We start from the raw sequence: 25,076 nt of genomic DNA, 5'->3' as shown, positions 1-25,076 counted from the left end.
TAAGGAGTGTCCGTGAGCCAGCACAGCAGCAGGCTGTTCACCAGTGAGTCGGTGACCGAGGGACACCCGGACAAGATCTGCGACGCGATCAGCGACTCGATCCTGGACGCGTTGCTGGCCAAGGACCCGCGCTCCCGCGTCGCCGTGGAGACGATGGTCACCACGGGCCAGGTCCACGTCGCGGGTGAGGTCACCACCGAGGCGTACGCGGACATCCCCACGATCGTCCGCGAGAAGATCCTGGAGATCGGCTACGACTCCTCCGCGAAGGGCTTCGACGGCCACTCGTGCGGCGTGAACGTCGCCATCGGCGCGCAGTCCCCGGACATCGCGCAGGGCGTCGACACCGCCTTCGAGAACCGCGTCGAAGGCGCCGACGACGAGATCGACAAGCAGGGTGCGGGTGACCAGGGCCTGATGTTCGGCTACGCGTGCACCGACACGCCCGAGCTCATGCCGCTGCCGATCGCGCTGGCCCACCGCCTGTCCCGCCGCCTGACCGCGGTCCGCAAGGACGGCACCGTCCCGTACCTGCGCCCGGACGGCAAGACGCAGGTCACCATCGAGTACGCGGGCGACCAGCCCGTGCGCCTCGACACCGTCGTCATCTCCACCCAGCACGCGGACGGCATCGACCTCGAGAAGCTCCTCGGCGTCGACCTGCGCGAGCACGTGGTGGCCCCCGAGATCGCCGAGCTCACCCTCGACACCACGGACGTCCGCCTGCTGACGAACCCGACCGGCCGCTTCGTCATCGGCGGCCCGATGGGCGACGCGGGCCTCACCGGCCGCAAGATCATCGTCGACACCTACGGCGGCATGGCCCGCCACGGCGGCGGCGCCTTCTCCGGCAAGGACCCGTCGAAGGTCGACCGCTCCGCCGCCTACGCCATGCGCTGGGTGGCGAAGAACACCGTCGCCGCCGGCCTCGCCACCCGCGTCGAGGTCCAGGTCGCCTACGCCATCGGCAAGGCGGCCCCCGTGGGCCTGTTCGTCGAGACCTTCGGCACCGAGACCGTCGACCCGCAGAAGATCCAGCAGGCCATCACCGAGGTCTTCGACCTCAGGCCCGCCGCGATCATCCGCGACCTCGACCTGCTCCGCCCGATCTACGCCCCGACCGCCGCGTACGGCCACTTCGGCCGCACCGACGTCGACCTCCCCTGGGAGTCGACGGACCGCGCCGAGGCCCTGCGCAACGCCGCCGGCGCCTGATCGCCGTTCGCCGGAACGGCCCGCTTCCCTCCGGGGAGGCGGGCCGTTCCGCTGTCAGAAGCCGATGACGAAGCGCTGCGCGGGAGTGTTGTTGCAGTCCCAGGTCTGCATGACCAGCCCGGCGGTGGTCTCGGCACCCGGAACGTCGAGGCACAGGTTGTGGTCGCCGCCCGCCATCGACTCGATCTCGGCGATGCTCGGCGGATTCGGGACGGTCTTCCACACGTGGTTGCTGACCCGCGGCAGGCACGCCACCTGGGCGACCTCCGACCCGCGTCTGACCGGGCCGTTCATGTAGAAGCAGCGGCCGCTGGCCTCGTTGATGATCTGGTGGTTGCTGCCGGAGATCTTGTCGAAGTGCCAGTTCTGGACGGCGCTGCCGGGAACACAGGGCATCTGCACGATCCGTGCGTCGGACGTGCTGCCGCCCTCGGGCTGCAGGCACAGGCCGCTCCAGGTGTTCTTGATGGGTTTGAAGACCCCGGCGGCGTTCGCGACCCCACCGCTCGCGGTGAGCGCCAGCCCGAGCGCCGCCAGCACGACGAGCGTCTTTCTGCGAATGTTCATGGCCGAACCATGGCCGCCGGGCCTGGCGCGGCACGGAAATCTGACGGAAACGGCGTTCCCGGCTGACATCACCGGGTCGCCGGACGACTACCTGGTGTGCAGGTGCGGATTCTGGGACCGGTCGACGTGACGGTGGACGGCGTGCCGAGGGAGGTGCGAGGCCTTCGCCGCAAGGCGGTGCTCGCCGTTCTCGCGCTGCGCGCAGGCGAGATCGTGAGCACCGATCGGCTGGGCGAGGTGGTCTGGGGCGACCACGCGCCCCGGACGGCCGCGAACACGCTTCAGCACCACGTGTCCTATCTGCGTGGCGTGCTCGGCGACCGTGCGGCGATCGTGGTGCGTGCGCCGGGGTATGTGCTCGACGCCGACACGGATCTCCTTGCGGTCCAGCGGTTGTTGGAACAGGGCAAGTGCGAGGCCGACCCGGCCGCTCGCGCGGCGCACCTGCGGGAGGCGCTCGCGTACTGGCGTGACAGGCCACTGGTGGACGTGGCAGGGGCACGCGTGGCTGGACGAGCAGACCGAGCGCATCGCCGCGCTCAGGACCGCCGCGGCGGACGCGCTCACCGAGGTGCGGCTGGTGCTCGGCGAGCACGCGATGCTGGTGCCGGAGCTGGAGTGGCGCATCCGGGAGCAGCCGTTCGACGAGCACGCGCACGGACAGCTGATGCTCGCGCTGTACCGCTGCGGACGTCAGTCCGAGGCGCTCGCGGCCTATCAGCGCTTGAGGCACACGCTCGGCGAAGAACTGGGGATCGACCCGAACCCGGCCCTGCGGGAGCTGGAGGCCGCCGTTCTCCGCCAGGACACCGCACTCGACGTGCCGGGAGCCGGGCTCATGTCGCGGGCGGGCGTTCTGCTCGAGCGCGAGCACGAGCTCTCCGAACTGGCCGTCGCCGCTCGGGAGGCGGTCGCGGGGACGGGCTCGGTGGTGCTGCTGTCCGGCGAGCCCGGCGCCGGCAAGTCGGCACTGGCGGACGCGGTGCGGTGGACGGCGCCGCGACAGGCCCGGTTCCTCGTCGGGTGGTGCGACGACCTGGCCACGCCACGCACACTCGGCCCGTTCCGTGACGTCTTCGGTTCACGGCTGCGTGACGCGGGGGACCGGGACGAGGTGTTCGAGGTGCTGCGCGCCGAGCTGACGCAGCCGGCCGTTCTCGTCATCGAGGACGTGCACTGGGCGGACGAGGCCACCGTGGACGCACTGTCCTTCTTGGTCAGACGGGTGGCGTCGCTGCCCGTGCTGCTGGTGCTGACCTACCGTGCCGCCGGGCCGTTGCCGCAGCGCCTGCTCGGGCAGGTGGCCGCGGCGGCGCGGGTGCGGCGGTTCGAGTTGGCGCCGCTGTCGGCCGCGGCGGTCGAACGGCTGGTCACGTCGAGCGGGCTCGACGCGCGCGAGGTGCATGCCGTCACAGGGGGAAACCCGTTCTTCGTCACCGAGATCCTCGCGGCGGGACACCTCGGCCGCGTCCCGCCGACGGTCGCCGACGCGGTGCTCGCCCGGCTGCACCGGCTGGACGACGCCGGCCAGGAGGCCTTGGCGCAGCTCGCGGTCGTTCCGTCCGCTGTCGAGCAGTGGCTGCTCGAAGTGCTGCTGCCGCAAGAGGTCGCCGCCGTGGTGGCCGCGGAACGGCACGGGTTGCTCACCGTGGCACCGGACCGCACCGGGTTCCGGCACGAGCTCATCCGGCGCACCGTCGTGGACGCGTTGCCGGTGGCCAGGAGGGTCGAGCTGAACCGCCGCGTCCTCGCCGCGCTCGTGGCAGGCGGCGACGCGGACCTGGCTCGCGTCGTGCACCACGCGGCCGAGGCTGGTGACACCGGCGCGATCGTGCGCTACGGCCCCAGGGCCGCTGAGGCCGCGAGCAGGGCAGGCTCACACCGGGAGGCGGCGGCACACCTGCGCCTGGTGCTGCGGCAGCGAGAACTGCTCGACCCGGAGCGGCGAGCCGGCCTGCTCGGCCGCTACGCGATCGAGAACAGCGTCATCGGCGACATGGGCCCGGCCGTGGAGGCGCAGCGGGAGGCGGTCGCACTGCGGCGCGGCCTCGGTGATGCCCGCGCGCTCGGTGCCGACCTGGTGTGGTTGTCACGGATCTGCTGGCAGGCAGGCATGTCCGAGCTCGCCCACAGCACCGCGGACGAGGCCTCAGCACTGCTGGAGAGCGCGGGTGACGACAGGGTGCTCGCCCGTGCACTGACCCACCAGAGCGCTCTGTGGTCGATCGTCCACCGCACCGAGGAGAGTCTCGTGCTGGGTGAGCGCGCCGTCGCACTCGCCCGTGCCGCCGGCGATCAGGAAATCCTCTCCCACGCGTTGACGAGCGTCGGAACCGCGCAGGCCGACCTGCGCCTGGCGGAGGCGTGGAGCACGCTGGCGGAAGCCAGGCAGGTGACGCTGGCGTCCGGCTCGGTGAGTGATTTCTGCAGGTTCACCGTCAACGTCGTCGAGATCCTTCTCGGGGAGTTCCGCCTCGACGAGGCCAAGGGATGTGTCGCGACGGCGATCGAGATGGCGGACGACGCGGAGGAGCTCCGGTACCTGTACCGCATGTACACGATCCGGGCGACGGTCGAGGTGGAGGCCGGCGACTGGGACCAGGCGACGGCGGACGCGGAACTGGTTGCCGGAGTGCGGCCGCCCGCCAACCCTCCGACCCTGTGCCGCGCCCTCATCGCACTGGGCAGGCTGCGGGTGCGGCGCGGTCTGCCCGGCGCGGTGGAGGCACTCGCCGAGGCCTGGGAACTCGCGCAACTGACCGGGGAACTGCAGAACATCGGCCCGGCCGCCGTGGCTCGTGCCGAGGCGGCGTGGCTGCGCGGCGACGAGATCGTGCTCGCGGTCCTCGAACCCCTGCACGCGCAAGCGTGCCGGCTCGGCGTGCGGGCGCTGGCCGCGGAACTGGCCTACTGGCTGCGCGTCGCGGGCCGTCCGGTGCCGGCGGACGACTCCGGTCATCCCCATGCGTTGCTGGCGGCAGGCCGATGGCGCGAGGCCGCCAAGACGTGGCGGCAGGCCGGGTGCGACTACTGGTGTGCCGTCGCCCTCGTCGAGAGTGACGATCCCGGCGATCTGGCCGAGGCGCTCGCGATCTTCGAGGGTCTCGGTGCGCGACCCCTCGTGGCCCGTGTGCGCGAACGGCTCCGTTCACCGGGCGCGCCCCCGGTATCTCCGCGATGCCGGACGACTCCGTAGTGCGTGGGGGACAACACGATCCTGCCGCTGCACGGGGTGCCGCGGCCGCTTGACGTCGAGCTGCCGCGATTGCGGCTGGTCGACCGGTTGCGTGGCCGGTGGGCCCTGCCGGTCACGCTCGTCGTGGCGGGGCCGGGCTTCGGCAAGACGACCGCGCTCGCTCAGGCAGTGCGGGCGAACCTGCTGGAGCCGCGCGGGATCGACGCCTGGGTGAGCTGCGAGGCCGCCCACGAGGACGCGGACAGGCTCGCGAGGTCGATCCTCGACGCTCTCGCCGTCCGTGCCCGTCCAGGTGTGCTCGGCGTGCGGGACGTCGTGGACGCGTTGATCCGGCACGCACCGCTCGACGTGTGCCTTCTGCTCGACGACGTGCACGAAGTCCCGGAGGACTCGCCGGGCGCGGAGCTTCTCGGTTCGGTCGTCCGGGCGTTGCCGGGCACCGCGCATCTCGTGCTGTCGGGGCGGCGCGTGCCGAGCTGCCGGCTGGCCCGCAGGGAAGCGGCCGGCGAGGTGGCCGGCATCGATTCCGCCGAGCTGGCCTTCACCGAGGCCGAGACGGCCGCGCTGGCAGGACGGTTCGGGCGTGAGCCTCCCGAGGACCTGCGCGGGTGGCCCGCGTTGGTGCGGTTGTCCCTCACGGCCGGTCCCGCCGCGTCGTGGCGGTACGCGAGGGAGGAAGTGCTCAGCCGGCTGCCGGGGCCGGTGCGGCTGACGCTGGCGGCGTTGGTGACGCTCGGCAGCGCGACAGCCGGCGAACTCGCCGCGGTGGTCGGGAAGACCGTGCCGGTGGAAGGCCTCGTCCGGTGGGTTCCGCTGGTCGACCTGCTCGACGACGGGCGGTACCGGGCACACGACCTGTGGGCCGATCCGGTGGCGCGCATGGTGCCGATGGAGGCGCTGAGGACGCGAGCCGTGGAGGTGTTGTGCGCTCGTGGTGATCTGGCCAGGGCCGGGAGCGTGGCCTGCCGGGCGCAGGACTGGGGATTGCTCGCGCGGCTCGCCGTCGACCTCGTGCGGACGACGCTGTCCGTGCTGCCTCGCGTGACCGCCGACCGATGGCTGTCCGCCCTGCCCGCGGACAGGGCGGACGGTCCCGCGTTCCTGTTGCTGCGGGCCGCGGCGGCGCATGCCCGCGATTTCGCCGATCGGTCCATCGACGAGCTGGTCGACGACGCCTGGCAGAAGATGCTCGCCGCGGGAGACCAGGACGGGGCCGCGGTGGCGCTCGGCCAGGCGGTGATCACCGCGCACTCCAGGGGAGACCTGGTCCGCCTGGTCGTGGTCGCGCAGCGGGCAGGGACGCTCGACACCGCGGGATCACCCGTGCTGCGGCTGTTGCGGCACAGCGTCGCCGCGGTGCTCGCCGAGCTGGCCGGCGACCCGGAGGAGGCGCTCGTCCACCTCGCCCAGGCGCCCGTGAGCGAAGTGCCCCCGGCACTCGCCGTGTCCACCACGCGGTTCCACGTGCACTGCCTGTCGATGTGCGGTCGTGGCCGGGACGCGGCCGAGCTGGCCGAACAGGTGCTGGACGACGACCTCGCCCGCCGCCACGCCACGGTGGCGCGCTGGTTCGACGGTGAGGTCGGCGAGATCCAGACCGCCGGTGCCGGCGGCACGGCACGCGACGAGTTCGTGGCCCAGGCCTTCCGCACGGTCATCGCCGCGTCGTTCGGCGAGACCTCCACCGAACTGCCCTGCGGTGATCCCGCTGAGAAGGACAACCCGCGTGACGCGGTCCTGGCCTGCGCGGCGCAGGCGGCGGTGGCCGTCACACGGGGAGACGAGGAACTGGCCCGCGACGTCTACAAGCGGCACCTGACGAAGTGGCCCGTGGACGTCAAGGTCGCTGAACGCCACCTGCGCCGGTTCCTGACGCTGGGGTACGTGCTGAGCGACGAGCTGAGAGAGCGTTGGGACAACACAGACCTGGGCCCGTCGCACCAGAAGGCGCGTGCGGCGGGGCGTGTGTTCGTGCGAGCCAGACAAGGCGATCTCCAGCTGGACCTGCCGGAAGCACACGCGCTGTGCTTCCTCCCGTTGCCGTGGTCGGTCGAACTGGCCGTGCGCCTGGCCGTGACGGGCAGGACGAAGCTGGGCGCCTGGCTGGCCGATCATGCCGCCGTGCACCAGAAACTCCGCGAGCTCACCCGAGACCCGGACCTCGCCGCGGGTGCCGCCAAGCTGCTCACCACCGTGCCCACGCCGCCGGAGCACCCGATCGGCATCGAGGTCATCGGGCCGATGCGCGTGACGAGGAACGGCCTCGCCGCGGACGCACCCGAACTGCGCAGGGCCCGTGTCCGCCAGCTCCTCGGCCTTCTCGTGCTGCGCACCTCGATCTCCAGGGACCAGGCGATCGACCTGCTGTGGCCCGGACTCGACCCCTCGAGCGCCGCGCGCAACCTGCGCGTGACGATGACCCACCTCAGACGGCTGCTCGAACCCGGCCGCGCCGGAGGCGAGGCCAGCTACCACCTGCGCAGCGACAGCGAGACGATCCGTCTCGTCCGGAGCGACCGGCTGACGGTGGACCTGTGGTCGTTCCAGGAGCTGAACTCCACCGAGGCCGTGGCGCTGTGGCGAGGCGAACCTCTTCCGGACCTGATCGACCTGTGCGAGTCCGAGATCGCCCAGATCACCGCGCGACACGTGCACAACCTGTTGGCGCTGGGCGAACTCAGGCTCGTCACGGGAGATCCGGCCGAGGCCTGCGACCTCGCGGAACGGGCGTTGGCGCTGGAGCCGTTCGCACCGCGCGGGCACCGGCTCGCGCTCGCCGCGGCACTGCGCGCACGCAATCCACAAAGGACTTCGAAGACACGTGCGCGCGTGCTCGACTCGTTGCGGCAGCTCGGGGTGGGACCCGACGCCGCCACGGAGATCCTGCTGCGGCAAGCGGTCACACGCAGCTGACGGGGACCTCCGTGGACGGCGGGCAGAAGTCGAAGCCGAGCTGGCCGTCGCCGCGGTCGAAGTTCAGGTCCCCGGACAGCAGGTCCATCCCGTCGCCGCCGAGCATGTCGTCGTCACCGGCCTCGCCGTAGACGGTGTCGTGGCCGGCGCCGCCCTGGACGTCGTCGGGACCCCAGCCGGCGCAGACGAGGTCGTTGCCCTCGCCACCGAGGATCGTGTCGCCGGCACCGAGTCCGAGGATGATGTCGTTGTCGCCCAGGCCCAAGATGGTGTCCGGCCCGTTGCTGCCGACGATCACGTCCGGGCCGGGGCCGCCGACGATGAAGCCGGCGCCGACGATCGTGGGCACGGCGTTGTAGCAAGCCCCCGGTCCAGGTCTGTTCTGGAACTCCGGTGGGACGTCATCCGCCTGGGCGACACCGGCGGTGCACAGTCCGATGGCGAGCGCGGCGGCGGCGATGCGCAGTCTCATGGTCGTTTCCCCTCTTCGGTTTCTTGCCTGAAGAGAGAGTCGCGACCGTGCGTTGCCCGAACGCTAACCGGAGCGCGCCAGGTCCCGTTCGACGATCGGCACCGGCGCCCCGATCCTGCTGCGGATCGCCGCCGCCTCCCTCAGCAGTTCCCGCCGGCCCGTCGAGCGGGCGAGCGCCTCGAGAACGCTCGCCTCACGCCAGCGGTCGCCGAGTTCGCGGTGCAGCGTGAGACTGCGCTCCAGCAACGGCCGCGCGGCCCGCGGGTTGCCCGAGCCGTGTTCGACCACACCGAGCAGGTTGAGCGCCCAGGCGATGCCCTCCTTGAACTCCAGTTCCCCGAACGTGTCCAGCGCTTCGTCCAGCATTCCGCGTGCCTGCGCGGCATCACCCCGGTACCACGCGACGGCACCGAGGTAGGCGAGCGACGAGGTGGCACCGCGCCGGTCACCCAGCTCGCGCAGTGACTTCAGTGATGCCTGAAGATCGGCCTCGGCCACGACGAGATCACCGGCCAGCCAGGACGTGGCACCCGCGAGTTGCCGGGCGTAGGCGGCGTTCATCGGATTCGAGGCGCGCGCGGCCTCTTGGTAGTGGTGCAGCGCGGCTTCGTAGTGACCGCGTTCTCGCGCGACCGAGCCGAGCAACCGGTGCAGCCTCCCGGCCAAGGATGGATCGGTCTCCAATCCATCACGAGCGTAGCGCACCGCTTCGGCGTAATCGCACTCCAGCAACGCCAGCGCGGCCGCGGAAGCCAAAGCCTTGCCGCGCAACGGTCCTGAGCCCCGCAGCGCCACCGCCAGCCATCGGCGGCCCTCGCCGTAGTCGCCGGTGCGGTGCCAGTAGCGGGTCAACGCCACGACCAGGCGGAGGACCTTGTCCGCGTCGCCGGTCGACCTGAACCACTCCATGGTGCGTTGCAGGTTCGCGTGCTCCACGCGCAGCTCGTTGAGCAACGTGCCCGTGGGGTCGGCCTCGGCGCGTTCGGCCAGGCATAAGAAGAAGTCGGCCGCTTGAGCGTGCGCGGACGAGTGTTGTTCCATCGCGAACGCGTGCACGGTTTCCAGCATGGAGAACCGGGTCTCGCCGGCGACCCGGGAGACCCGCACGAGTGATTTGGCGACCAACCCGGTCAGCGCGTCGAGCGAACTTCCCAGCGCCTCGACCAGATCCGCCGGGAATCCGCCCGCGCACACCGCGAGATCGGCGAACAGCGTGCGTTCCGGCGGTGTCAGCAGGTCGTGGCTCCACGCGATCGCCGCGCGCAACGGCCCCAGCAGCCCGAACCGGTCGCGCAGCCGCCGCACGACCTGGGCGGGGGTGAGCACGGACGTGCGGGCGGCTGCCAGTTCCAGCGCGAGCGGCAGGCCGTCGAGCGCCGCGCAGAGCTGGGCGATCGCCGATGCATCGGCGTCGGTGTACGTGTGCGCCGCACAGTCCAGGAACAGCCGCACGGCGTCGTACGCGGCCAGTTCGGCCAGCGAGCGCGACACGTCCGGGTCGGGAACGGCCAGAGGTGGCAACGGGTAGACCGTTTCACCAGGCACAGCAAGGGGTTCACGGCTGGTGGCGAGCACACGGAGCTGAGGATGAGCTTCGGTGAACGCCGCACACTCAGCCCGTAGGTGTTCGCAGTTGTCCAGCAGCACCAACGTGTCGCCGAGCGTGCTCAGCTCGCGTGTGGTGATCGCGAACGCCGCCGCGACCGCGTCCTCGACGCACGACGCGGAAGTCAGGTCGGCCACCCTGGACGACGGCGTGACGTGCTGGGCGAGCCGCGACTTGCCGCAGCCCGCCGGTCCGGTGAGCGTCACGAGCCGGGACATCTCCAGCAGCCGCACGACGTCCTGGGTCTCGCGCTGCCGTCCGACGAGCCCCGCGCCGGCGTCCGGGGGCGGACAGGCCAGCGCCTCCGCCTCGACCGCGCGCAGGCCCGGTCCGGGATCGACGCCCAGCTCCTCGACGAGCACGGTGCGGGCTCGTCGGACCGTGCTCAACGCATCGGCGCGTCGGCCGTCACGTAGTTGTGCGTCGGCGAGCAACTCCCAGAAGTGTTCTCGCAACGGATGACTCACGACGAGCCGTTCGAGTTGCGCGGCGGCGGTTCCGCAGGCGCCTCGACCGATCTCCTGGCGCGCCAACGCCTCCTCTGCCGCGAGGCGCGCTTCGTGCAGCCGGGTGATCTCAGCGGACGCCCATTCGGAGACGGCACAGTCGGTCAGGGGATCGCCGCGCCATAACGTGAGTGCCGCACGGGGCGAGGGTGCGCGCTCGAACCGTGTGACATCGACGTGCGATGGATCGATCCGCAGCGCATAGCCCGCGCTGGTGGTGACCAGGACGTCCGGGAGGCCGATCGCGGCGAGGGCCGAACGGACGCGCGCGATGTGGCTGTGCAGCGTCCGCAACGCCGTCGGTGGGGGCTCGGTGCCCCACAGCGCGTCGATGAGACGCGCTGCGGGGAGCACCGAGGGTGCGCGCAACGCCAGCAGCGCCAGGAGGGAGCGCTGGCGCGTGCCGGCGAGGCGCAGCACGCCGCCCGGCCCGGTCACTTCGAGGGGTCCGAGCAGGCGGACGTCCAGTTGGTCCACGCATGAGCGGAGTTCTCACGCCCGCTCCTGATACGTCGGCCGGGCGAATCACTGAACGCACAGGTCGTAGAGGCCCGGTGTGCACGTGTCGGTGCCGCCGAGGCCGACCATCATGTTGGGCCAGGCGTTGCCGCTCAGCACGTCGTCGCCCTGGGTGCCGTGGACGTCCTGCACGTTCGTGAGCTCGTCGACCTCACCCGGCCTGCTCGCCGTGCCCGCCGCCAGGTCGATCGTCATGCCCTCGGCGTGGTCGCTGAAGTCCGCCCGGTCGCGCATGTCCTGCTTCGCGCCGTCGATCTTGTCGTCGCCGTAGCCGCCCTGCAGGAGGTTGCCGCCCGCGTCGGCCTTCGGCTCGTCCAGCACGTCGTCGCCGTCGCCGCCGAAGAGCTGGTCGGGACCCAGGCCGCCGCTCAGCGCGTCGTCGCCCTCGCCGCCCTGCAGGACGTCCGCGCCAGAGCCGCCGTGCAGGGAGTCGTCCCCGTTGCCGCCGTGCTGCTCGGTCGGCACGGCGCTGTCGTAGAGCACAATGTCGTCGCGGTCGCCCAGGTGGATGACGATCTTCTGGACCTGAGCGCAGTGCACGCGTGAGGCCGACAGGCGCGTGCACCCGGTGCCCGGCCGCATCGTGCCGGTATCGCTGACGGTGGTGCCGGAGACGTGGATCTGGCTGGCGCGCGCCGGCGCCCCGGTGATGACGAGCCTGCCGGCCTCGACCCGCGCGAAGGTCGCGGGATCCGGTGCGGCGGTGGTTCCCGATGCGGCCAGTGCGGCTGCCACGACGAGCATGAGCATGGTTCCCCCTCGGAGACGTTGTGCACGTGGGTACGCGCGGCCTGTTGTGAATCTGTTGTGGCGGCCGCATCCGTGCCACAACCGCGCCGGTCTCTCCTTCTCGCAGTCAGTTCGTTCGTGAAGGGGAGGACCACCATGAGAACCGGCATGGCAACCCTGTTGGGCGTCGTGATGGCGCTGACGGTTACGCCCGCGTTGACCTCGCTGTCCGCGGCGGCCCAGGAGGAACCGGAAGAACAGGAGATCATCGTCAAGTTCCGGGACGGTGCGTCGCGAGGGGACGCGCTGACCCAGTCGCGGACACGGGCCGTCGCCGACGCCACGGACGGCGCCGAGGTGCTCGCCTCCCGTGACGCGGCCGAGTCGATCCGCGTGTTGATGGCACGCGGCGACGTCGAGTACGCCGAGCCGAACATCGTGCTCGAGGCGACGGCCGTGCCGAACGACCCGCTGTGGCCGCAGCAGTGGCACTACTGGGAGGCCGTCGGCGGCATCCGGCTCTCACAGGCGTGGGACCTCGGGCCGTCCGGCTCCGGCCAGCGGGTCGCGGTGATCGACACCGGCCGCACCGCGCACCCCGACATGACGGCCAACTACGTCGGCGGCTACGACTTCATCAGCAACGCGGGCTACGCCAAGGACGGCGGCGGCCGGGACGCCAACCCGGCGGACCAAGGCGACTGGCGGCTGGCGAACCAGTGCGGTCCTGGCACGGCGGCGCGGGCTTCGAGCTGGCACGGGCTGCACGTCGCCGGCACAGTGGCGGCGTTGCGCAACAACCTGACCGGTGTCACGGGCGTCGCGCCGTCGGCCAGGGTCGTGCCCGTGCGCGTCCTCGGCACGTGTGGTGGCACGTTGGCGGACATCGCCGCGGGCATCGTGTGGGCGGCAGGTGGCGCTGTGCCGGGTGTTCCGGCGAACCCGAACCCGGCCAAGGTGCTGAACCTGTCGCTCGGCGGCCCGTCGGCGGTCTGCCCCGCGACGCTGCAGAGCGCGATCAACACCGCCCGCAACGTGCACCACGCGACCGTGGTGGTCGCCGCGGGAAACAGTGCCGTGAACGCCGCGGGAGCCACCCCGGCGAACTGTGTCGGTGTGATCACCACGGGCGCCACGGACCGTCAGGCGAACAGGGCCTCGTACGCGAACTTCGGGGCCACGATCGAGGTGTGCGCGCCCGGCGGTGAGACCTCGCCGTCGGCGGCGAACGGTGTGCTCTCGACGCTGAACAACGGTCCGACGGTGCCGGCGCATCGTTCTACGCTCGCTACCAGGGCACCAGCATGGCCACACCGCACGTGGCCGGTGTCGTGGCGTTGATGCAGCACGCCCGTGTGCAGCAGGGCAAGTTGTCGCTGACACCCGCACAGGTGTTGCTGCACCTGAAGGCGAAGGTGCTGCCGGCGGCCACCCAGTGCGGCAAGGGGTTGCTCGACGCCCAGGCGAGCGTCGCGGCCGCTATGGCCGCCGCGTGATGTGATCTGTGAACAAAGGTCCTGGTCATCCAGGGCCTTTGTTCATACAGGGGTTGGTTCCGCGCCATGTACCCGGACTACAAACTCGGTTCATGTCGCTCTCTCGTCGTGGGTTCATGGCTGCGGTCGCTGCTGCTGGTGCGGGCACGCTGCTGCCGTCGTCGGTGTACGCCGCATTGGCTCGTGAGCCTCGTGCGGGAGGGTTGCGCGCGATCAAGCACGTCGTGCTGTTGATGCAGGAGAACCGTTCGTTCGACCACTACTACGGGACGCTCCGTGGCGTGCGCGGGTTCTCCGACCGCAACGCGCTGAGGGGTGTGTTCAACCAGTCGGGCGTGCTGCCGTTTCCGGTGCGTGAGACGGCGTCAGGGCGGGACATCCAGTACATCGGTGACCTGGACCACAGCTGGAACGGCGGGCACTCGGCGTTGCGCGGCGGGTGGAACGACAACTGGGTGCCCGCGAAGACCGGGGCGACGATGGCGTTCTACACGCGCCAGGACATCCCGTTCCACTACGAGCTCGCGGACACCTTCACGCTGTGCGACGCCTACCACTGCTCGGTGCCGTCCTCGACCTCGCCGAACCGCAACTACTGGGTGTCCGGGTACACCGGTTTCGAGCCCTCCGGTGGCCGTGCGACCGGCAACGCGGCCTACAGCGAGGACACGCACACGGGGTACACGTGGAAGACGTACCCGGAACGCCTGGAGGCCGCCGGGAAGTCGTGGCGGGTGTACCAGGAGTGGGACAACTTCCAGGACAACAACCTGGAGTTCTACGCGCGGTTCAAGGAGATCGCGCGCAAGGTGCTGCCCGCCGGGTTCAAGTCGCTGGACAAGCTGTACGGGACCGGTGACCCCGCGCTGATCGGTGCGCTGGACCTCTCGAAGCTCTCCGCGGCGGAGAAGTCGCTGTACGACAGGGGACTTCACCGCGTGCGGCCCGGCGGGCTGGGGGAGAAGTTCCGCGCGGACGTCGCCGCGGGCCGGCTGCCCGCCGTGTCGTACCTGGTCCCGTCCTCTGCGGACTCCGAGCACCCCGGCGCGTCCTCGCCCGCGGCCTCCGCGTCGATCACCTACCAGGTGCTGGACGCGCTGGCGTCCGACCAGGAGGTCTGGGAGTCCACGGTCCTGTTCATCACCTACGACGAGAACGACGGCTTCTACGACCACGTGCCGCCGCCGCGCCCGCCGTTGTCCGTCACCGACGAGTACGTGGGTGACCGGCCGTTGGGACTGGGTGCGCGCGTGCCGATGACCGTCGTCTCGCCGTGGTCCGTGGGCGGTTACGTGAACTCGCAGGTGTTCGACCACACGTCGATGACGCGGTTCCTGGAGAAGTGGACCGGCGTGCGGTCGGAGGAGATCTCCGCGTGGCGCCGGACCGTTGCCGGCGACCTGACCTCGGCGTTCGACTTCGACCGGCGCCGGACGTGGCCCGAGGTCGGCGAGCCCGCCCCGGTACCGCCCGCGACGCCGCGGTGGCGTCCCGCGCCTCCGTCCGAGCAGAAGATGCCGGAGCAGGAGCCCGGACGGCGGCGTGCGCGTGCCCTGCCGTACCAGCCCGAGGCGTCGTTGCGCGGGTCCTCGCTGGAGATGTCGAACTCCGGGGCGGCGTCCGTGCACTTCGCCCTGTACCCGTACTCCGGGCAGTTCGCGTTGCCGCAGCACTTCGACGTCGCGTCGTCGGCTGCACTGGAGGTCGCCGGTGAGCATGACCTCGTGTTGCTGGGACCCAACGGTTTCCGCCGTGAGTTCGCCGGGTCTTCCTCTGACCGTGCGCGCGTCTCGTCGTCGGTGCGTGGATACAGCCGTGTGCTGACGTTGACGTTCGAGAACAGCGGATCGTCGCGGCTGACGTTCGTGCTGGGGCGGCGTCGTTACGTCGTGAAGCCGGGACATCGGCACGTCATCCCGTGGCTGACCGCCATGAACTCCGGGTGGTACGACCTGACGGTGACGGTGGAGGAGGAGCCGGAGTTCCGCCGCCGTTTGTGCGGTCACATCGAGAACGGCCAGGAGTCGATCTCCGGCTAACGTGGCCTCGTGGAGATCACGGGGGACGAGATCCGGAAGCGGATGATCGAGCACGAGGCGCTGGACCCCGGAGGCCTGAAGATCGTCGGCGCGACGATCATCGGCCAGCTCGACCTGTCCGACGTCGTCGCCAAGAAGCCCTTGGTGCTGCGGGACTGCACGACGGAGCAGCCGGTGCTGCTCAACCGGGCGCAGTTCTCGCTGCTGGACCTGCGGGGCCTGGTCGCGCCGGCGGTCGAGGCCCGCGGCCTGGCCGTCGACCACCACCTCCGGCTCAGCGGTGCCCGGCTGGGCGCAGGGGAGTCGGTCGACGCGCCGCACATGCGCATTGGCGGCAGCGTCCACCTGGACGACGGGCTCCACGCGCCGGGTTCGGTGACGCTGAGCGGATCGCGGGTCGCCGGCGTGCTGATGTTCGGTGGCGGACGCTTCGAGTCGGGGCTGACGCTGGTGGACCTGCAGGTCGGTGACGGCATCTTCCTGAACGCGGGGTGCGAGGTCTCGGGCGGTGGCAGGCACGCGGCCGTGCGCATGCGCGGGACCCGCGTGGACGGGCAGGTCGTCCTGCGCGAGGGGCGCTTCAGCTCGTCCGGCGTCGCGCTCGACCTGCGTCACGTGCGCGTCGGCAAGGACCTGCTGATGCCGTTCGGCGGGATCGACGGCCAGGTGCAGCTCGAAGGGCTCACCTACGAAGGGCTGCCGCGCGACGCCACAGTGGACGAATGGCTGTCGTTGTTGCCGGAGCGCACTCTGCGCTACTCGGCTCAGCCGTGGGCCCAGCTGGCCTCGGCGCACCAGGCAGCCGGGCACGAACGCGACGTGCGGCGGATCCGCGTTGCCCAGCAACGTGATCTGCGCCGGCGCGGCCAGCTCTCGCGATGGGGACGCGTCTGGCACCTGGTCCGCGGCATGACCGTCGGGCACGGCTACCGGCCCGGCCTCGCGCTCGTGTGGCTCGCCGGGGTGCTCGCCGTGTCGGTGGGTGTGGTGCTGGTCTCCGGTGCCGTGCGGTGCTCGACGGTCGAGCAGGTCGGCTACGCCCTGAACGTGGCGACGCCGCTGGTCAAGGTGGACGCCGCCCGCTGCACGGTCGACGCGGGTACGGGCGCGGGCCAGGTGGTGCTGGCGTCGACGTGGCTGCTGCAGGTCCTGGCGTGGGCGTTCGCCACCCTGTTCGTGGCGGGCTTCACCGGATTGGTGAGGCGCAACGCGTGACTGTCGGGGGTGTCTGATACACCAGGAGGTATGAACGCGAAGACCGGAGCGAGAAAAGGGGAGCGGGTCCCCGCTGAGTCGCTGCCGGTCGCCCGGATCGTGGTGGACGTGCCGCTGGCCCACCTGGACCGGCCGTTCGACTACTCGGTTCCGTCCGAACTGGACGCTGCCGCGGTGCCCGGCTGCCGGGTCAGGGTGAGGTTCGCGGGCCAGCTGGTCGACGGTTACCTGCTGGAGCGCGTGGAGACGTCGGAGTACGGCAAGAAGCTCGCTTTCATCGAGAAGGTCGTGTCGCCCGAACCGGTGCTCGCGCCCGAGATCGCCACGCTGGCGCGCACGATCGCGGACAGGTACGCGGGCGGCATGATCGACGTGCTGCGGCTGGCCGTCCCGCCCCGCCACGCCCGCGCGGAGGCCGCGGCACCGGGGGAGCCGCCGCCGCTGCCGCAGCTTCCCGCCTGGGTGCCCGCGTCCGCCGGCGGTGAGCCCGCGCGGTCGCAGCTGCCGCCCGTTCCCGCCGACGCCTGGTCGCGCTACCCCCGCGGCCCCAAGTACCTGGAGGCCCTGCACGAGGGCCGGCCCGCCCACGCCGTCTGGCAGGCGCTGCCCGCCGAGGACTGGCCCGCCCGGCTCGCGGAGGCGGCCGCCGCGGTCGCGTCGTCCGGCCGCGGAGTGATCATCGTGGTGCCGGACCACCGCGATCTGGCCCGGGTCGCCAAGGCGTGCGACGCGGTGATCGAGGGCGTGGTGACGCTGTCGGCCGATCTCGGGCCGTCGGAGCGCTACAAGCGCTGGTTGTCCGTGCGCCGTGGCGTGGCTCGGGTGGTGGTCGGCACGCGTGCGACGGCGTTCGCACCGGTGCGGGACCCTGGGCTGCTCGTGGTCTGGGACGACGGCGACGACCTGCACGTCGAGCAGAGGTCGCCGTATCCGAACGTGCGTGACGTGCTGGTGCAGCGTGCGCACATGACGGGTGCCGCGTTGCTCATCGGCGGGTTCGCCCGCACGGCCGAGGCGCAGCTGCTGGTCGAGACGGGCTGGGCGCACGAGATCGTGGCGTCGCGCGAGACGCTGAGGTCCGTCGCGCCGAGGGTGGTCTCGGTGGGCGACAACGAGTGGCAGGACGTCAAGGACCCGGCCGCCCGCACGGCCCGGCTGCCGTCCATCGCGTTCGACGCGGCCCGGTTCGCCCTGGCCGACTCGCCGGTGCTGATCCAGGTGCCGCGCCGGGGCTACGTGCCGTCTCTCGCCTGCGGCCAGTGCCGCGGTCCCGCGCGGTGCCGCCGGTGCGCCGGTCCACTGGCGTTGCCCGGCGGCACCGAGGACGGGCTGCCGAAGCCCGCGTACTGCCGGTGGTGCGCGGCGACGGAGGCCGGGTTCCGCTGCCCCACGTGCGGCTCGCGCAAGCTGCGCGGCCAGGTCATCGGCGCCAAGCGCACGGCGGAGGAGCTCGGGCGTGCGTTCCCCGGTCACCCGGTGCGGACGAGCGGCGCGGACGCGGTGCTGACCGAGGTGCCGGGCAAACCGGCGCTGGTGGTCGCGACACCGGGTGCCGAACCCGTGGCCGAGGGCGGCTACGGCGCGGTGCTGCTGCTCGACGGGTGGGCGTTGCTGGGCAGGGCCGACCTGAGAGCCTCCGAGGAGGCGCTGCGCCGGTGGATGACGGCGGCCGGCCTGGTGCGGCCGGGCAACGGCCGGGTGGTCGTGATCGCCGACTCGTCCCTGACCCCGGTGCAGGCCCTGGTCCGCTGGGACCCGGTGTGGCACGCCGCCACCGAACTGGCCGCCCGCACCGAGCTCGGCTTCCCGCCGGCGGTCCGGATGGCGACCGTCGACGGCACCCCGGACGCGGTGAACGCCATGCTCGACGAACTTCGCCTGCCGCCCACCGGCGAGATCCTCGGCCCGGTGCCTCTGGGCGACGACGAGACGAAGGAACGCGCGCTGGTGCGGGTCTCCCGGGCGGAAGGCCGCCAGCTGGCCGCCGTGCTGGCCGAGGCGCAGGCCGTGCGGACGGCCCGCAAGGAGCAGGACCTGGTGCGCATCAAGCTCGACCCGCTGGAGGTCCTGTAGCGCCGGATTCGGTGAAGGCCCCGCGTCCGGGGCCGACGCGCGTCAGCTGTCGTAGTGGGAGCGCAGGCCCGCCATGTGCTCGCGGATGTCCTCGTCGGTGAGCTTCTCGTACTCGAGGTACTCACTCAGGTACGTCATGAGGTCGCCGCGTTCGGGGTGGTCCTCGCCCGCGATCACGTGCGCCGTCGTGCCCGCGATGCCCGCCGGGAACAGCAGGAAGCCGTCGAGGCCCGCCATGGTGTCGAAGGAGGCGTTCTTGGCCTCCCACAGGGCCCAGACGTCCTCCTCGCGGCCGCACTCGGCGAGCAGCAGGGCGGCGAGCCCCAGCGCCTCGCTCACGCCCCAGCCCTCCTGGTGGGCGGCGGTCTCCTGGGCTAGCAGGTGGCGCAGCAGATCGGCGTCGCCATCGCGGCGTGCGCGCAGCAGGAGGTGCAGCGCTTCCTCGCGGTCCGCCTCGTCGAGCGGGGTGTTCGTGAAACTGGTTCGCAACTGGTCAAGATCGATCGACACGCCCGCACCTTAGGCCTTCCTCAAGGACTGTTGCCATCCGGTCGTAACGGAGTAGAAGTTTCCGCATGTTGCGAACGGTTGCCGCACTGACGCTCTCCGTCGTACTGGTCGCCCCTGCTCCGGCAGGCGCGGCGGAATCATCGCCACGCGTGCCCGAACAGGTGGGCTGGGGAGGCGCTGTCTCGAGCGTCGACCCCGACGCGTCCCAGATCGGCATCGACGTGCTCCGCCGCGGTGGCAACGCCGTCGACGCCGCCGTCGCCACCGCCGCCGCGCTCGGCGTGACCGACCCGTTCAGCGCGGGCATCGGTGGCGGCGGGTTCTTCGTCCACTACGACGCCCGCACCCGCCGCGTGTCCACTTTGGACGGCCGGGAGACCGCGCCGCGGTCCGCCACCGACCAGCTCTTCGTGGAGGACGGCAAGCCCCTGCCGTTCGCCGAGGCGATGACCAGCGGCAAGTCCGTCGGCGTCCCCGGCACGCCCAAGACGTGGCAGCAGGCGCTGCGCAAGTGGGGCACGCTCAACCTTCGCGAGGCCATGGCGCCCGCGGAAGCGCTGGCACGGCGCGGTTTCGTCGTCGACCAGACGTTCAACTCACAGATCACGAACAACGCCGCCCGCTTCGCCGACTTCACCTCGACCCGCGATCTCTACCTGCCCGGCGGGCAGGCTCCCGCGGTCGGCAGCACGTTCCGCAACCCGCAGCTCGCCGACACCTACCGCGAGCTCGCCCGCACCGAACTCGCGTCGCTCTACGGGGGTGCGGTCGGCCGCGACCTGGTGCAGGCCGTGCGGAAGCCGCCGGTCGTGCCCGGCTCGACCCGCAACGTGCGCGCCGGCGACATGCAGCTCTCCGACCTGACGCGCTACCAGGTCGAGCGCCGCGACCCGACGCACACGCGCTACCGGGGCCTCGACGTCTACGGCATGGCCGCACCGTCGTCCGGCGGCACGACCGTCGGCGAGGCGCTCAACATCCTCGAGTCGACCGACCTCTCGAAGGTCTCCGACGTCGAGTACCTGCACCGCTTCATCGAGTCGACGAAGCTCTCCTTCGCCGACCGCCTGCGCTGGGTCGGCGACCCGGCCTTCTCCCGCGTGCCGACCGAGGGCCTGCTCTCGCAGAAGTTCGCGGACAGCCGCGCGTGCCTGATCAAGCCCGACGCCGTGCTGCCCGCCCCGCAGCCCGCCGCCGACCCGCGCAACCCGCAGGCCTGCGAGGCCACCGCCGGTATCTCGGCGCAGCGCGAGGACGCCGAACGCACCACGCACCTCACGACGGCCGACCGCTGGGGCAACGTCGTCGCCTACACCCTGACGATCGAGGCTGAGGGCGGCAGCGGCATCGTCGTGCCGAACCGCGGCTTCCTGCTCAACAACGAGCTCACCGACTTCGAGTTCGTCGCCCCGACCCCGGGCGTCCCGCACCCGAACCTCCCCGGCCCCGGCAAGCGCCCGCGCTCGTCCATGGCCCCGACGATCGTCCTCGACCACGGCAAGGCCCTGCTCGCCGTCGGCTCGCCGGGCGGCTCCACCATCATCACCACGGTCACCCAGATCCTGACCGCCCGCCTGGACCGCAAGATGTCCCTCGTCGACGCGGTGGCCGCCCCGCGCGCCTCGCAGCGCAACGCGGCCACCACCCCGGCCGAGGCGGCGTTCATCGCGGCCTCGACCACGGCCGGCCTGCAGGCCATCGGGCACAGGTTCAGCCAGAACGCCGAGATCGGCGCCGCCACGGCCGTCGAACGGGCCGGGGACGGCCGCTGGCGTGCCGTCGCCGAGCCGACCCGGCGCGGCGGAGGTGCCGCCCGAGTGGTGAAGGTCGGCTGACCCGAACCCGACCGGCTGGAGTGCGCGACGCCGCACTCCAGCCGGTCGGTCACGCCACGACGGTCTCGCCCTAGAACAGGTCCCGGCCGGGATTTGCGGTGCAGCGGACGGCCATGTACGTCTGCGGCCCGCGAACTTGGTGACAGTTCCCTCGTCGCCGCCCCGGCCGGTGCGATGACAGCGGACACGGCCGCCACGACTGCGGCGAGCACGGCACCGAGCCGCGTGGTGATCCTCCGCCACAGCAGAGAAATGCCGCTATTCGTTGGTACGTCCGTCGATGCGTTCGCGGATGAGGTCGGCGTGACCGTTGTGCTGCGCGTACTCCTCGATCAGGTGGATGTAGAGCCAGCGCACTGAGATCTCGCCCACGCGCTCGTGCACGAAGGTGTCGTCGAGGTCCCGGGCCGCCACCGCCGTGCGGGACTCGGCCATGGCGTCGAGCAGGCCGGCGTACTCCGCCTCGGCGCGTGCGGGGGCCAGGTGCTCGAAGGCGCCGTCCCGGTTGCCCGGCACGCTGTAGCGGGCCTTGACGTCCTCGCCCGCCAGGCGGCGGCGGAACCAGACGCGCTCGACGTCCGTGAGGTGGCGGACCAGGCCCAGCAGGGTCAGGTTCGACGGTGGTGTGGACGCCACGGCGAGTTGTTCGCCGGAGAGGCCCGCGCAGTTGGCCAGGAAGGTGGCGCGGTGGCGGTCCAGCCACGCTTCGAGCATCGGGCGTTCCGCACCGAGCAGTGGTTCGCCGGCCGGGGTGACTTCGGGTGCCGTCCAGGTCATGGGGTCATGCCTAGCCGATGCCGCCCGGCCTCGTCGCATCAGCCTCATGACCTCGGCGGATCCACCTTCCGGCCGAGGCCGGCGCGTGATCTTCCTACCCTGGGCTGATGCCGGCTCGATACCGCGAGCCGATGTGGGCTGACCTGCGTGAACGGCACAGTTCACGGCATGACGACGACCACGGTTTCCAGCGCCCCGGCTGCCCACATCGACTTCCACGCGCTGTTCCGCCCCGTGCTGACGGCGCTGCGGTTCACCGTCCACTTCCTCCTGGCACTGGTGGGCGTGATCTTCCTCGGCAGCGCGTCCGAGCACTGACCGCGCTCCTCGTAGACTGACCTCCAGTCCACACGAGGAGCACTGCGTGACCGTCCAACCCATCCGCCTGTTCGGCGACCCCGTGCTGCGCACCGCGGCCACCGAGGTCACCGACTTCGACAAGGAACTGCGCACCCTGGTCAAAGACCTGTGGGACACGATGCAGGACGCGGGCGGAGCAGGACTCGCCGCGCCACAGCTCGGTGTCGGACTGCGGGTGTTCACGTACCACTGCGACGGTTTCGCCGGCCATCTCGTCAACCCGACGTGGGACGTGGTGGGCGAGGAGATGCAGGACGGCTCCGAGGGCTGCCTGTCCATCCCCGGCATGTCGTGGGACTGCAAGCGCCACCTGCACGTCGTGGCCAAGGGCTGGAACATGCACGGTGAGCCCGTCGAGGTCGAAGGCACCGAGACGCTGGCCCGTTGCATCCAGCACGAGTCGGACCACCTCGACGGCGTGTTGTTCCTCGACCGCCTCGACGCCGACACCCGCAAGCAGGCCATGCGGGAGATCCGGCAGTCCGAGTGGTTCGACGGTACGGTGCCCACCTTGAAACAGAGCCCGCACCCACTCTTCGGCAGGTCCAGCTGACCATGCGACTCGTGTTCGCCGGTACGCCCGAGGTCGCACTGCCCTCGCTGCGCGCCCTCATCGCCTCCTCCCGCCACGACGTCGTCGCCGTGGTCACCCGTCCCGACGCACCCTCCGGCCGTGGCCGCAGGCTCGAGCGCTCCCCGGTGGGCGCGCTCGCCGACGAGCACGGCATCGAGGTCCTCACGCCCGCCAAGGCGGGGGAACCCGAGTTCCTCGACCGCCTGCGCGCGCTCGAACCCGACCTCTGCCCGGTCGTCGCCTACGGCAACCTGCTCCCGCAGCGCACGCTCGACGTGCCGAAGTTCGGCTGGGTCAACCTCCACTTCTCCGTGCTGCCCGCGTGGCGCGGCGCCGCGCCGGTGCAGGCTTCCGTGCGCAACGGCGACGACATCACGGGCGCCTCGACGTTCCGCATCGTGAAGGAGCTCGACGCGGGTCCGGTGTTCGGCGTCGTCACCGAGAAGGTGCGCGACCGCGACACCTCCGGCGACCTGCTGACCCGGTTGTCCGAGTCCGGTGCCCACCTCCTGCTGTCCACTGTGGACGGCATCGAGGACGGCACGCTGGTCGCCGTCGACCAGCCCACCGACGGCGTCACCTACGCCGGCAAGATCACCGTCGAGGACGCCCGCCTCGACTTCGCCGCGCCCGCCGTGGCGGTGGACCGCCTGGCGCGCGCCGTCACGCCGGAGCCCGGCGCGTGGGCCGAGTTCCGCGGCGAGCGGTTGAAGCTCGGCCCCGTGACGCCGGTGGACGACGTGACGTTGCCGGCCGGCGAGATCCTCGTCGAACGCAAGCGCGTGCTCGTGGGCACGGCGACCACCGCCGTGGCGCTGGGCGAGGTACAGGCACAGGGCAAGAAACGCATGGGCGCCACCGACTGGGCCCGCGGCACGCGTATCGAAGCAGGGGAGCGCATCGCATGACCGGCCATTCGCGAGGAGCTTCCAAGCCGTCGCGCCCGAGCAGTCCCCACCCGCCGAAGCGGCGCACCGGCCCCTCCCGGCCACCCGTGGAGGACCCGGCACGCCTCGCCGCGCTGGAGACGCTGCGCGCGGTGCGCCAGCGCGACGCGTACGCCAACCTCGTGCTGCCGCAGCTGCTGCGCGAACGCCGTATCACCGGCCGTGACGCGGCGCTCGCCACCGAACTCACCTACGGCACGTCGCGAGCGCAGGGCCTGCTCGACGCAGTCATCGAGTCGTGCTCCGACCGGCCGCTGTCCGAAGTGGACGGTTCGGCGCTCGACGCGTTGCGGCTCGGTGCGTACCAGCTGCTGCGCACCCGCATCCCGTCACACGCGGCGGTCGCCTCGACCGTCGACCTCGTCCGAGCCGAGCGGGGCTCCGGGATCGCGGGCTTCGTCAACGCCGTCCTGCGCCGGGTCGCGGCGCAGGACGAGGCGGCCTGGGTCGACGAGCTCGCCCCCGACCCGGAGACCGACCCGATCGGCAACCTGGCCTTCACCCACGCCCACCCGCGCTGGATCGCGCAGGCGTTCGCGGAGGCCCTCGGCAGCCGCGAGGAGCCGCTCAAGCGTGCCCTGGAGGCCGATGACGCACGGCCGGCCGTGCATCTGGTGGCCCGTCCGGGCGAGGTGAGCGCCGACGAGCTCGCCGCCATCACCGGCGGTGACGTGGCGCCGTACTCGCCCTACGGTGTGCACCTGGAGGCCGGGGCGGGCGACCCGGGCGATCTCGAGCCCGTCCGGGAGCGCCTCGCCCACGTCCAGGACGAAGGCAGCCAGCTCTGCGCACTCGCACTGACGCGCGCGCCGATCGAAGGTACGGACGACCGCTGGCTCGATCTTTGCGCGGGCCCCGGCGGCAAGGCCGCCCTGCTCGCCGCGCTGGTCGGCATCGAAGGCGGCGAGTTGATCGCCGTCGAGAAGGCACCCCACCGCGCCGAGCTCGTGCGCAAGCTCACCTCAGGCCTGCCGGTCACCGTGGAGGTGGCCGACGGGCTCGAGACCGGCTTCGTCGAAGGAGCGTTCGACCGCGTGCTGGTCGATGCGCCCTGCACCGGTCTCGGTGCGCTGCGCAGGCGCCCGGAGGCGCGGTGGAGGCGCCAGCCCGCCGACGTCGGCACGCTCACGAAGCTGCAACGCGAGCTGCTGACCGAGGCGCTGCGGCTGGTGCGCCCTGGCGGCGTGGTGGCTTATGTCGTGTGCTCACCTCATCTCTCCGAGACCGTAGGGGTGTTGACGGACGTCGCGCAGCGGACCGGGGCCGAGGTGCTGGACACGCGGGAGTTCTTCCCCGGAGTTCCGGACCTCGGGGAGGGACCGCACGTTCAGCTGTGGCCTCATCTGCACGGCACCGACGCGATGTTCTGCGTGGTGCTGCGACGCCCTGTTTGAGCGCTCGTGAAGGACGCTAGCGACGGGGTCTGACAGGTTCGGGCCCGTCGGCTCGCAAAGGGGTGCAACGGCTTCGGGGTTCACCGGTTCGAGTGACGAAGTGATGCCCTGCACCAACGGGCCGGGCGAGCAA

General features: G+C 71.6%; 17 protein-coding genes and 2 pseudogenes. 13 read left to right on the top strand and 6 right to left on the bottom strand.

Going from position 1 to position 25,076, the window contains the following annotated elements; all coding sequences use genetic code 11:
• Window positions 1-12 precede the first annotated feature (12 nt).
• Window positions 13-1,215, top strand: coding sequence for a methionine adenosyltransferase (gene metK / locus LX88_RS25550; RefSeq protein WP_170176491.1), 1,203 nt, complete (start codon window positions 13-15; stop codon window positions 1,213-1,215).
• Window positions 1,216-1,269: 54 nt separating this feature from the next.
• On the opposite strand, the gene LX88_RS25545 is transcribed toward metK, so the two are convergent.
• Entirely contained in the window at window positions 1,270-1,782 is a 513-nt protein-coding gene (locus LX88_RS25545) for an RICIN domain-containing protein (RefSeq protein WP_258950346.1), read from the bottom strand.
• Between the two features lie 96 nt (window positions 1,783-1,878).
• Between LX88_RS25545 and LX88_RS43865 the strand changes: the two are divergent.
• The 3 genes and pseudogenes from LX88_RS43865 to LX88_RS25530 all read left to right on the top strand — a co-directional run.
• Window positions 1,879-2,082, top strand: a pseudogene (locus LX88_RS43865) (AfsR/SARP family transcriptional regulator); the annotation flags it as partial.
• Between the two features lie 169 nt (window positions 2,083-2,251).
• Entirely contained in the window at window positions 2,252-4,978 is a 2,727-nt protein-coding gene (locus tag LX88_RS25535) for an ATP-binding protein (protein WP_258950345.1), read from the top strand.
• Window positions 4,979-4,981: 3 nt separating this feature from the next.
• Window positions 4,982-7,891, top strand: coding sequence for an AfsR/SARP family transcriptional regulator (locus LX88_RS25530; RefSeq protein WP_258950344.1), 2,910 nt, complete (start codon window positions 4,982-4,984; stop codon window positions 7,889-7,891).
• On the opposite strand, the gene LX88_RS25525 is transcribed toward LX88_RS25530, so the two are convergent.
• The 3 genes from LX88_RS25525 to LX88_RS25515 all read right to left on the bottom strand — a co-directional run bounded on the left by LX88_RS25525 (window position 7,878) and on the right by LX88_RS25515 (window position 11,744).
• A complete protein-coding gene (locus LX88_RS25525) occupies window positions 7,878-8,363 on the bottom strand; it encodes a calcium-binding protein (protein ID WP_258950343.1) in 486 nt (161 codons plus the stop codon). The two genes, LX88_RS25530 and LX88_RS25525, sit on opposite strands and share 14 nt — an antisense overlap.
• 63 nt (window positions 8,364-8,426) lie before the next feature.
• Window positions 8,427-10,952 carry an AfsR/SARP family transcriptional regulator gene (locus tag LX88_RS25520; RefSeq protein WP_258950342.1) on the bottom strand — a complete coding sequence of 842 codons (2,526 nt, stop codon included), beginning with the start codon at window positions 10,950-10,952 and terminating at the stop codon, window positions 8,427-8,429.
• A 48-nt stretch (window positions 10,953-11,000) separates the two neighbouring features.
• Entirely contained in the window at window positions 11,001-11,744 is a 744-nt protein-coding gene (locus LX88_RS25515) for a calcium-binding protein (protein ID WP_258950341.1), read from the bottom strand.
• Between the two features lie 135 nt (window positions 11,745-11,879).
• Between LX88_RS25515 and LX88_RS25510 the strand changes: the two are divergent.
• The 4 genes and pseudogenes from LX88_RS25510 to LX88_RS25490 all read left to right on the top strand — a co-directional run bounded on the left by LX88_RS25510 (window position 11,880) and on the right by LX88_RS25490 (window position 18,546).
• Window positions 11,880-13,219, top strand: a pseudogene (locus LX88_RS25510) (S8 family peptidase).
• 92 nt (window positions 13,220-13,311) lie between these two features.
• Entirely contained in the window at window positions 13,312-15,258 is a 1,947-nt protein-coding gene (locus tag LX88_RS25500) for a phosphocholine-specific phospholipase C (protein WP_258950338.1), read from the top strand.
• Window positions 15,259-15,267: 9 nt separating this feature from the next.
• Window positions 15,268-16,473, top strand: coding sequence for a hypothetical protein (locus LX88_RS25495; protein ID WP_258950337.1), 1,206 nt, complete (start codon window positions 15,268-15,270; stop codon window positions 16,471-16,473).
• A 30-nt stretch (window positions 16,474-16,503) separates the two neighbouring features.
• Window positions 16,504-18,546: a primosomal protein N' gene (locus tag LX88_RS25490; RefSeq protein ID WP_258950336.1), complete on the top strand. Its 2,043-nt coding sequence runs from the start codon at window positions 16,504-16,506 to the stop codon at window positions 18,544-18,546.
• A 42-nt stretch (window positions 18,547-18,588) separates the two neighbouring features.
• On the opposite strand, the gene LX88_RS25485 is transcribed toward LX88_RS25490, so the two are convergent.
• Window positions 18,589-19,056, bottom strand: a complete 468-nt coding sequence (locus LX88_RS25485; RefSeq protein WP_258950335.1) for a hypothetical protein — start codon at window positions 19,054-19,056, stop codon at window positions 18,589-18,591.
• Window positions 19,057-19,121: 65 nt separating this feature from the next.
• Between LX88_RS25485 and ggt the strand changes: the two genes are divergently transcribed.
• The gene (gene ggt, locus LX88_RS25480; RefSeq protein ID WP_258950334.1) at window positions 19,122-20,891 is read left to right on the top strand and encodes a gamma-glutamyltransferase; all 1,770 of its coding nucleotides are present in this window, start codon (window positions 19,122-19,124) and stop codon (window positions 20,889-20,891) included.
• 258 nt (window positions 20,892-21,149) lie between these two features.
• Here the strand turns inward: ggt and LX88_RS25475 are convergent, their stop codons facing one another.
• A complete protein-coding gene (locus tag LX88_RS25475; protein ID WP_258950333.1) occupies window positions 21,150-21,668 on the bottom strand; it encodes a DinB family protein in 519 nt (172 codons plus the stop codon).
• Window positions 21,669-21,836: 168 nt separating this feature from the next.
• Here LX88_RS25475 and LX88_RS25470 point away from each other — a divergent pair, with 168 nt between their 5' ends.
• Genes LX88_RS25470 through LX88_RS25455 form a run of 4 tightly spaced genes read left to right on the top strand, consistent with a single transcriptional unit; the run spans window position 21,837 to window position 24,943 of the window.
• Window positions 21,837-21,986: a hypothetical protein gene (locus LX88_RS25470; RefSeq protein ID WP_258950332.1), complete on the top strand. Its 150-nt coding sequence runs from the start codon at window positions 21,837-21,839 to the stop codon at window positions 21,984-21,986.
• Between the two features lie 46 nt (window positions 21,987-22,032).
• The gene (gene def, locus LX88_RS25465; protein WP_090069087.1) at window positions 22,033-22,581 is read left to right on the top strand and encodes a peptide deformylase; all 549 of its coding nucleotides are present in this window, start codon (window positions 22,033-22,035) and stop codon (window positions 22,579-22,581) included.
• 2 nt (window positions 22,582-22,583) lie between these two features.
• A complete protein-coding gene (gene fmt, locus LX88_RS25460) occupies window positions 22,584-23,510 on the top strand; it encodes a methionyl-tRNA formyltransferase (RefSeq protein ID WP_258950331.1) in 927 nt (308 codons plus the stop codon).
• Entirely contained in the window at window positions 23,507-24,943 is a 1,437-nt protein-coding gene (locus LX88_RS25455; protein ID WP_258950330.1) for an RsmB/NOP family class I SAM-dependent RNA methyltransferase, read from the top strand. The genes fmt and LX88_RS25455 overlap by 4 nt, the downstream gene beginning before the upstream one ends.
• The last annotated feature ends 133 nt before the right edge of the window (window positions 24,944-25,076 follow it).

This window comes from Lentzea californiensis, from assembly GCF_024648825.1.
GTDB lineage: Bacteria > Actinomycetota > Actinomycetes > Mycobacteriales > Pseudonocardiaceae > Lentzea > Lentzea californiensis.
Note: the sequence above shows the minus strand (reverse complement) of the source record. Positions and strands in the feature narration are given on the sequence as shown.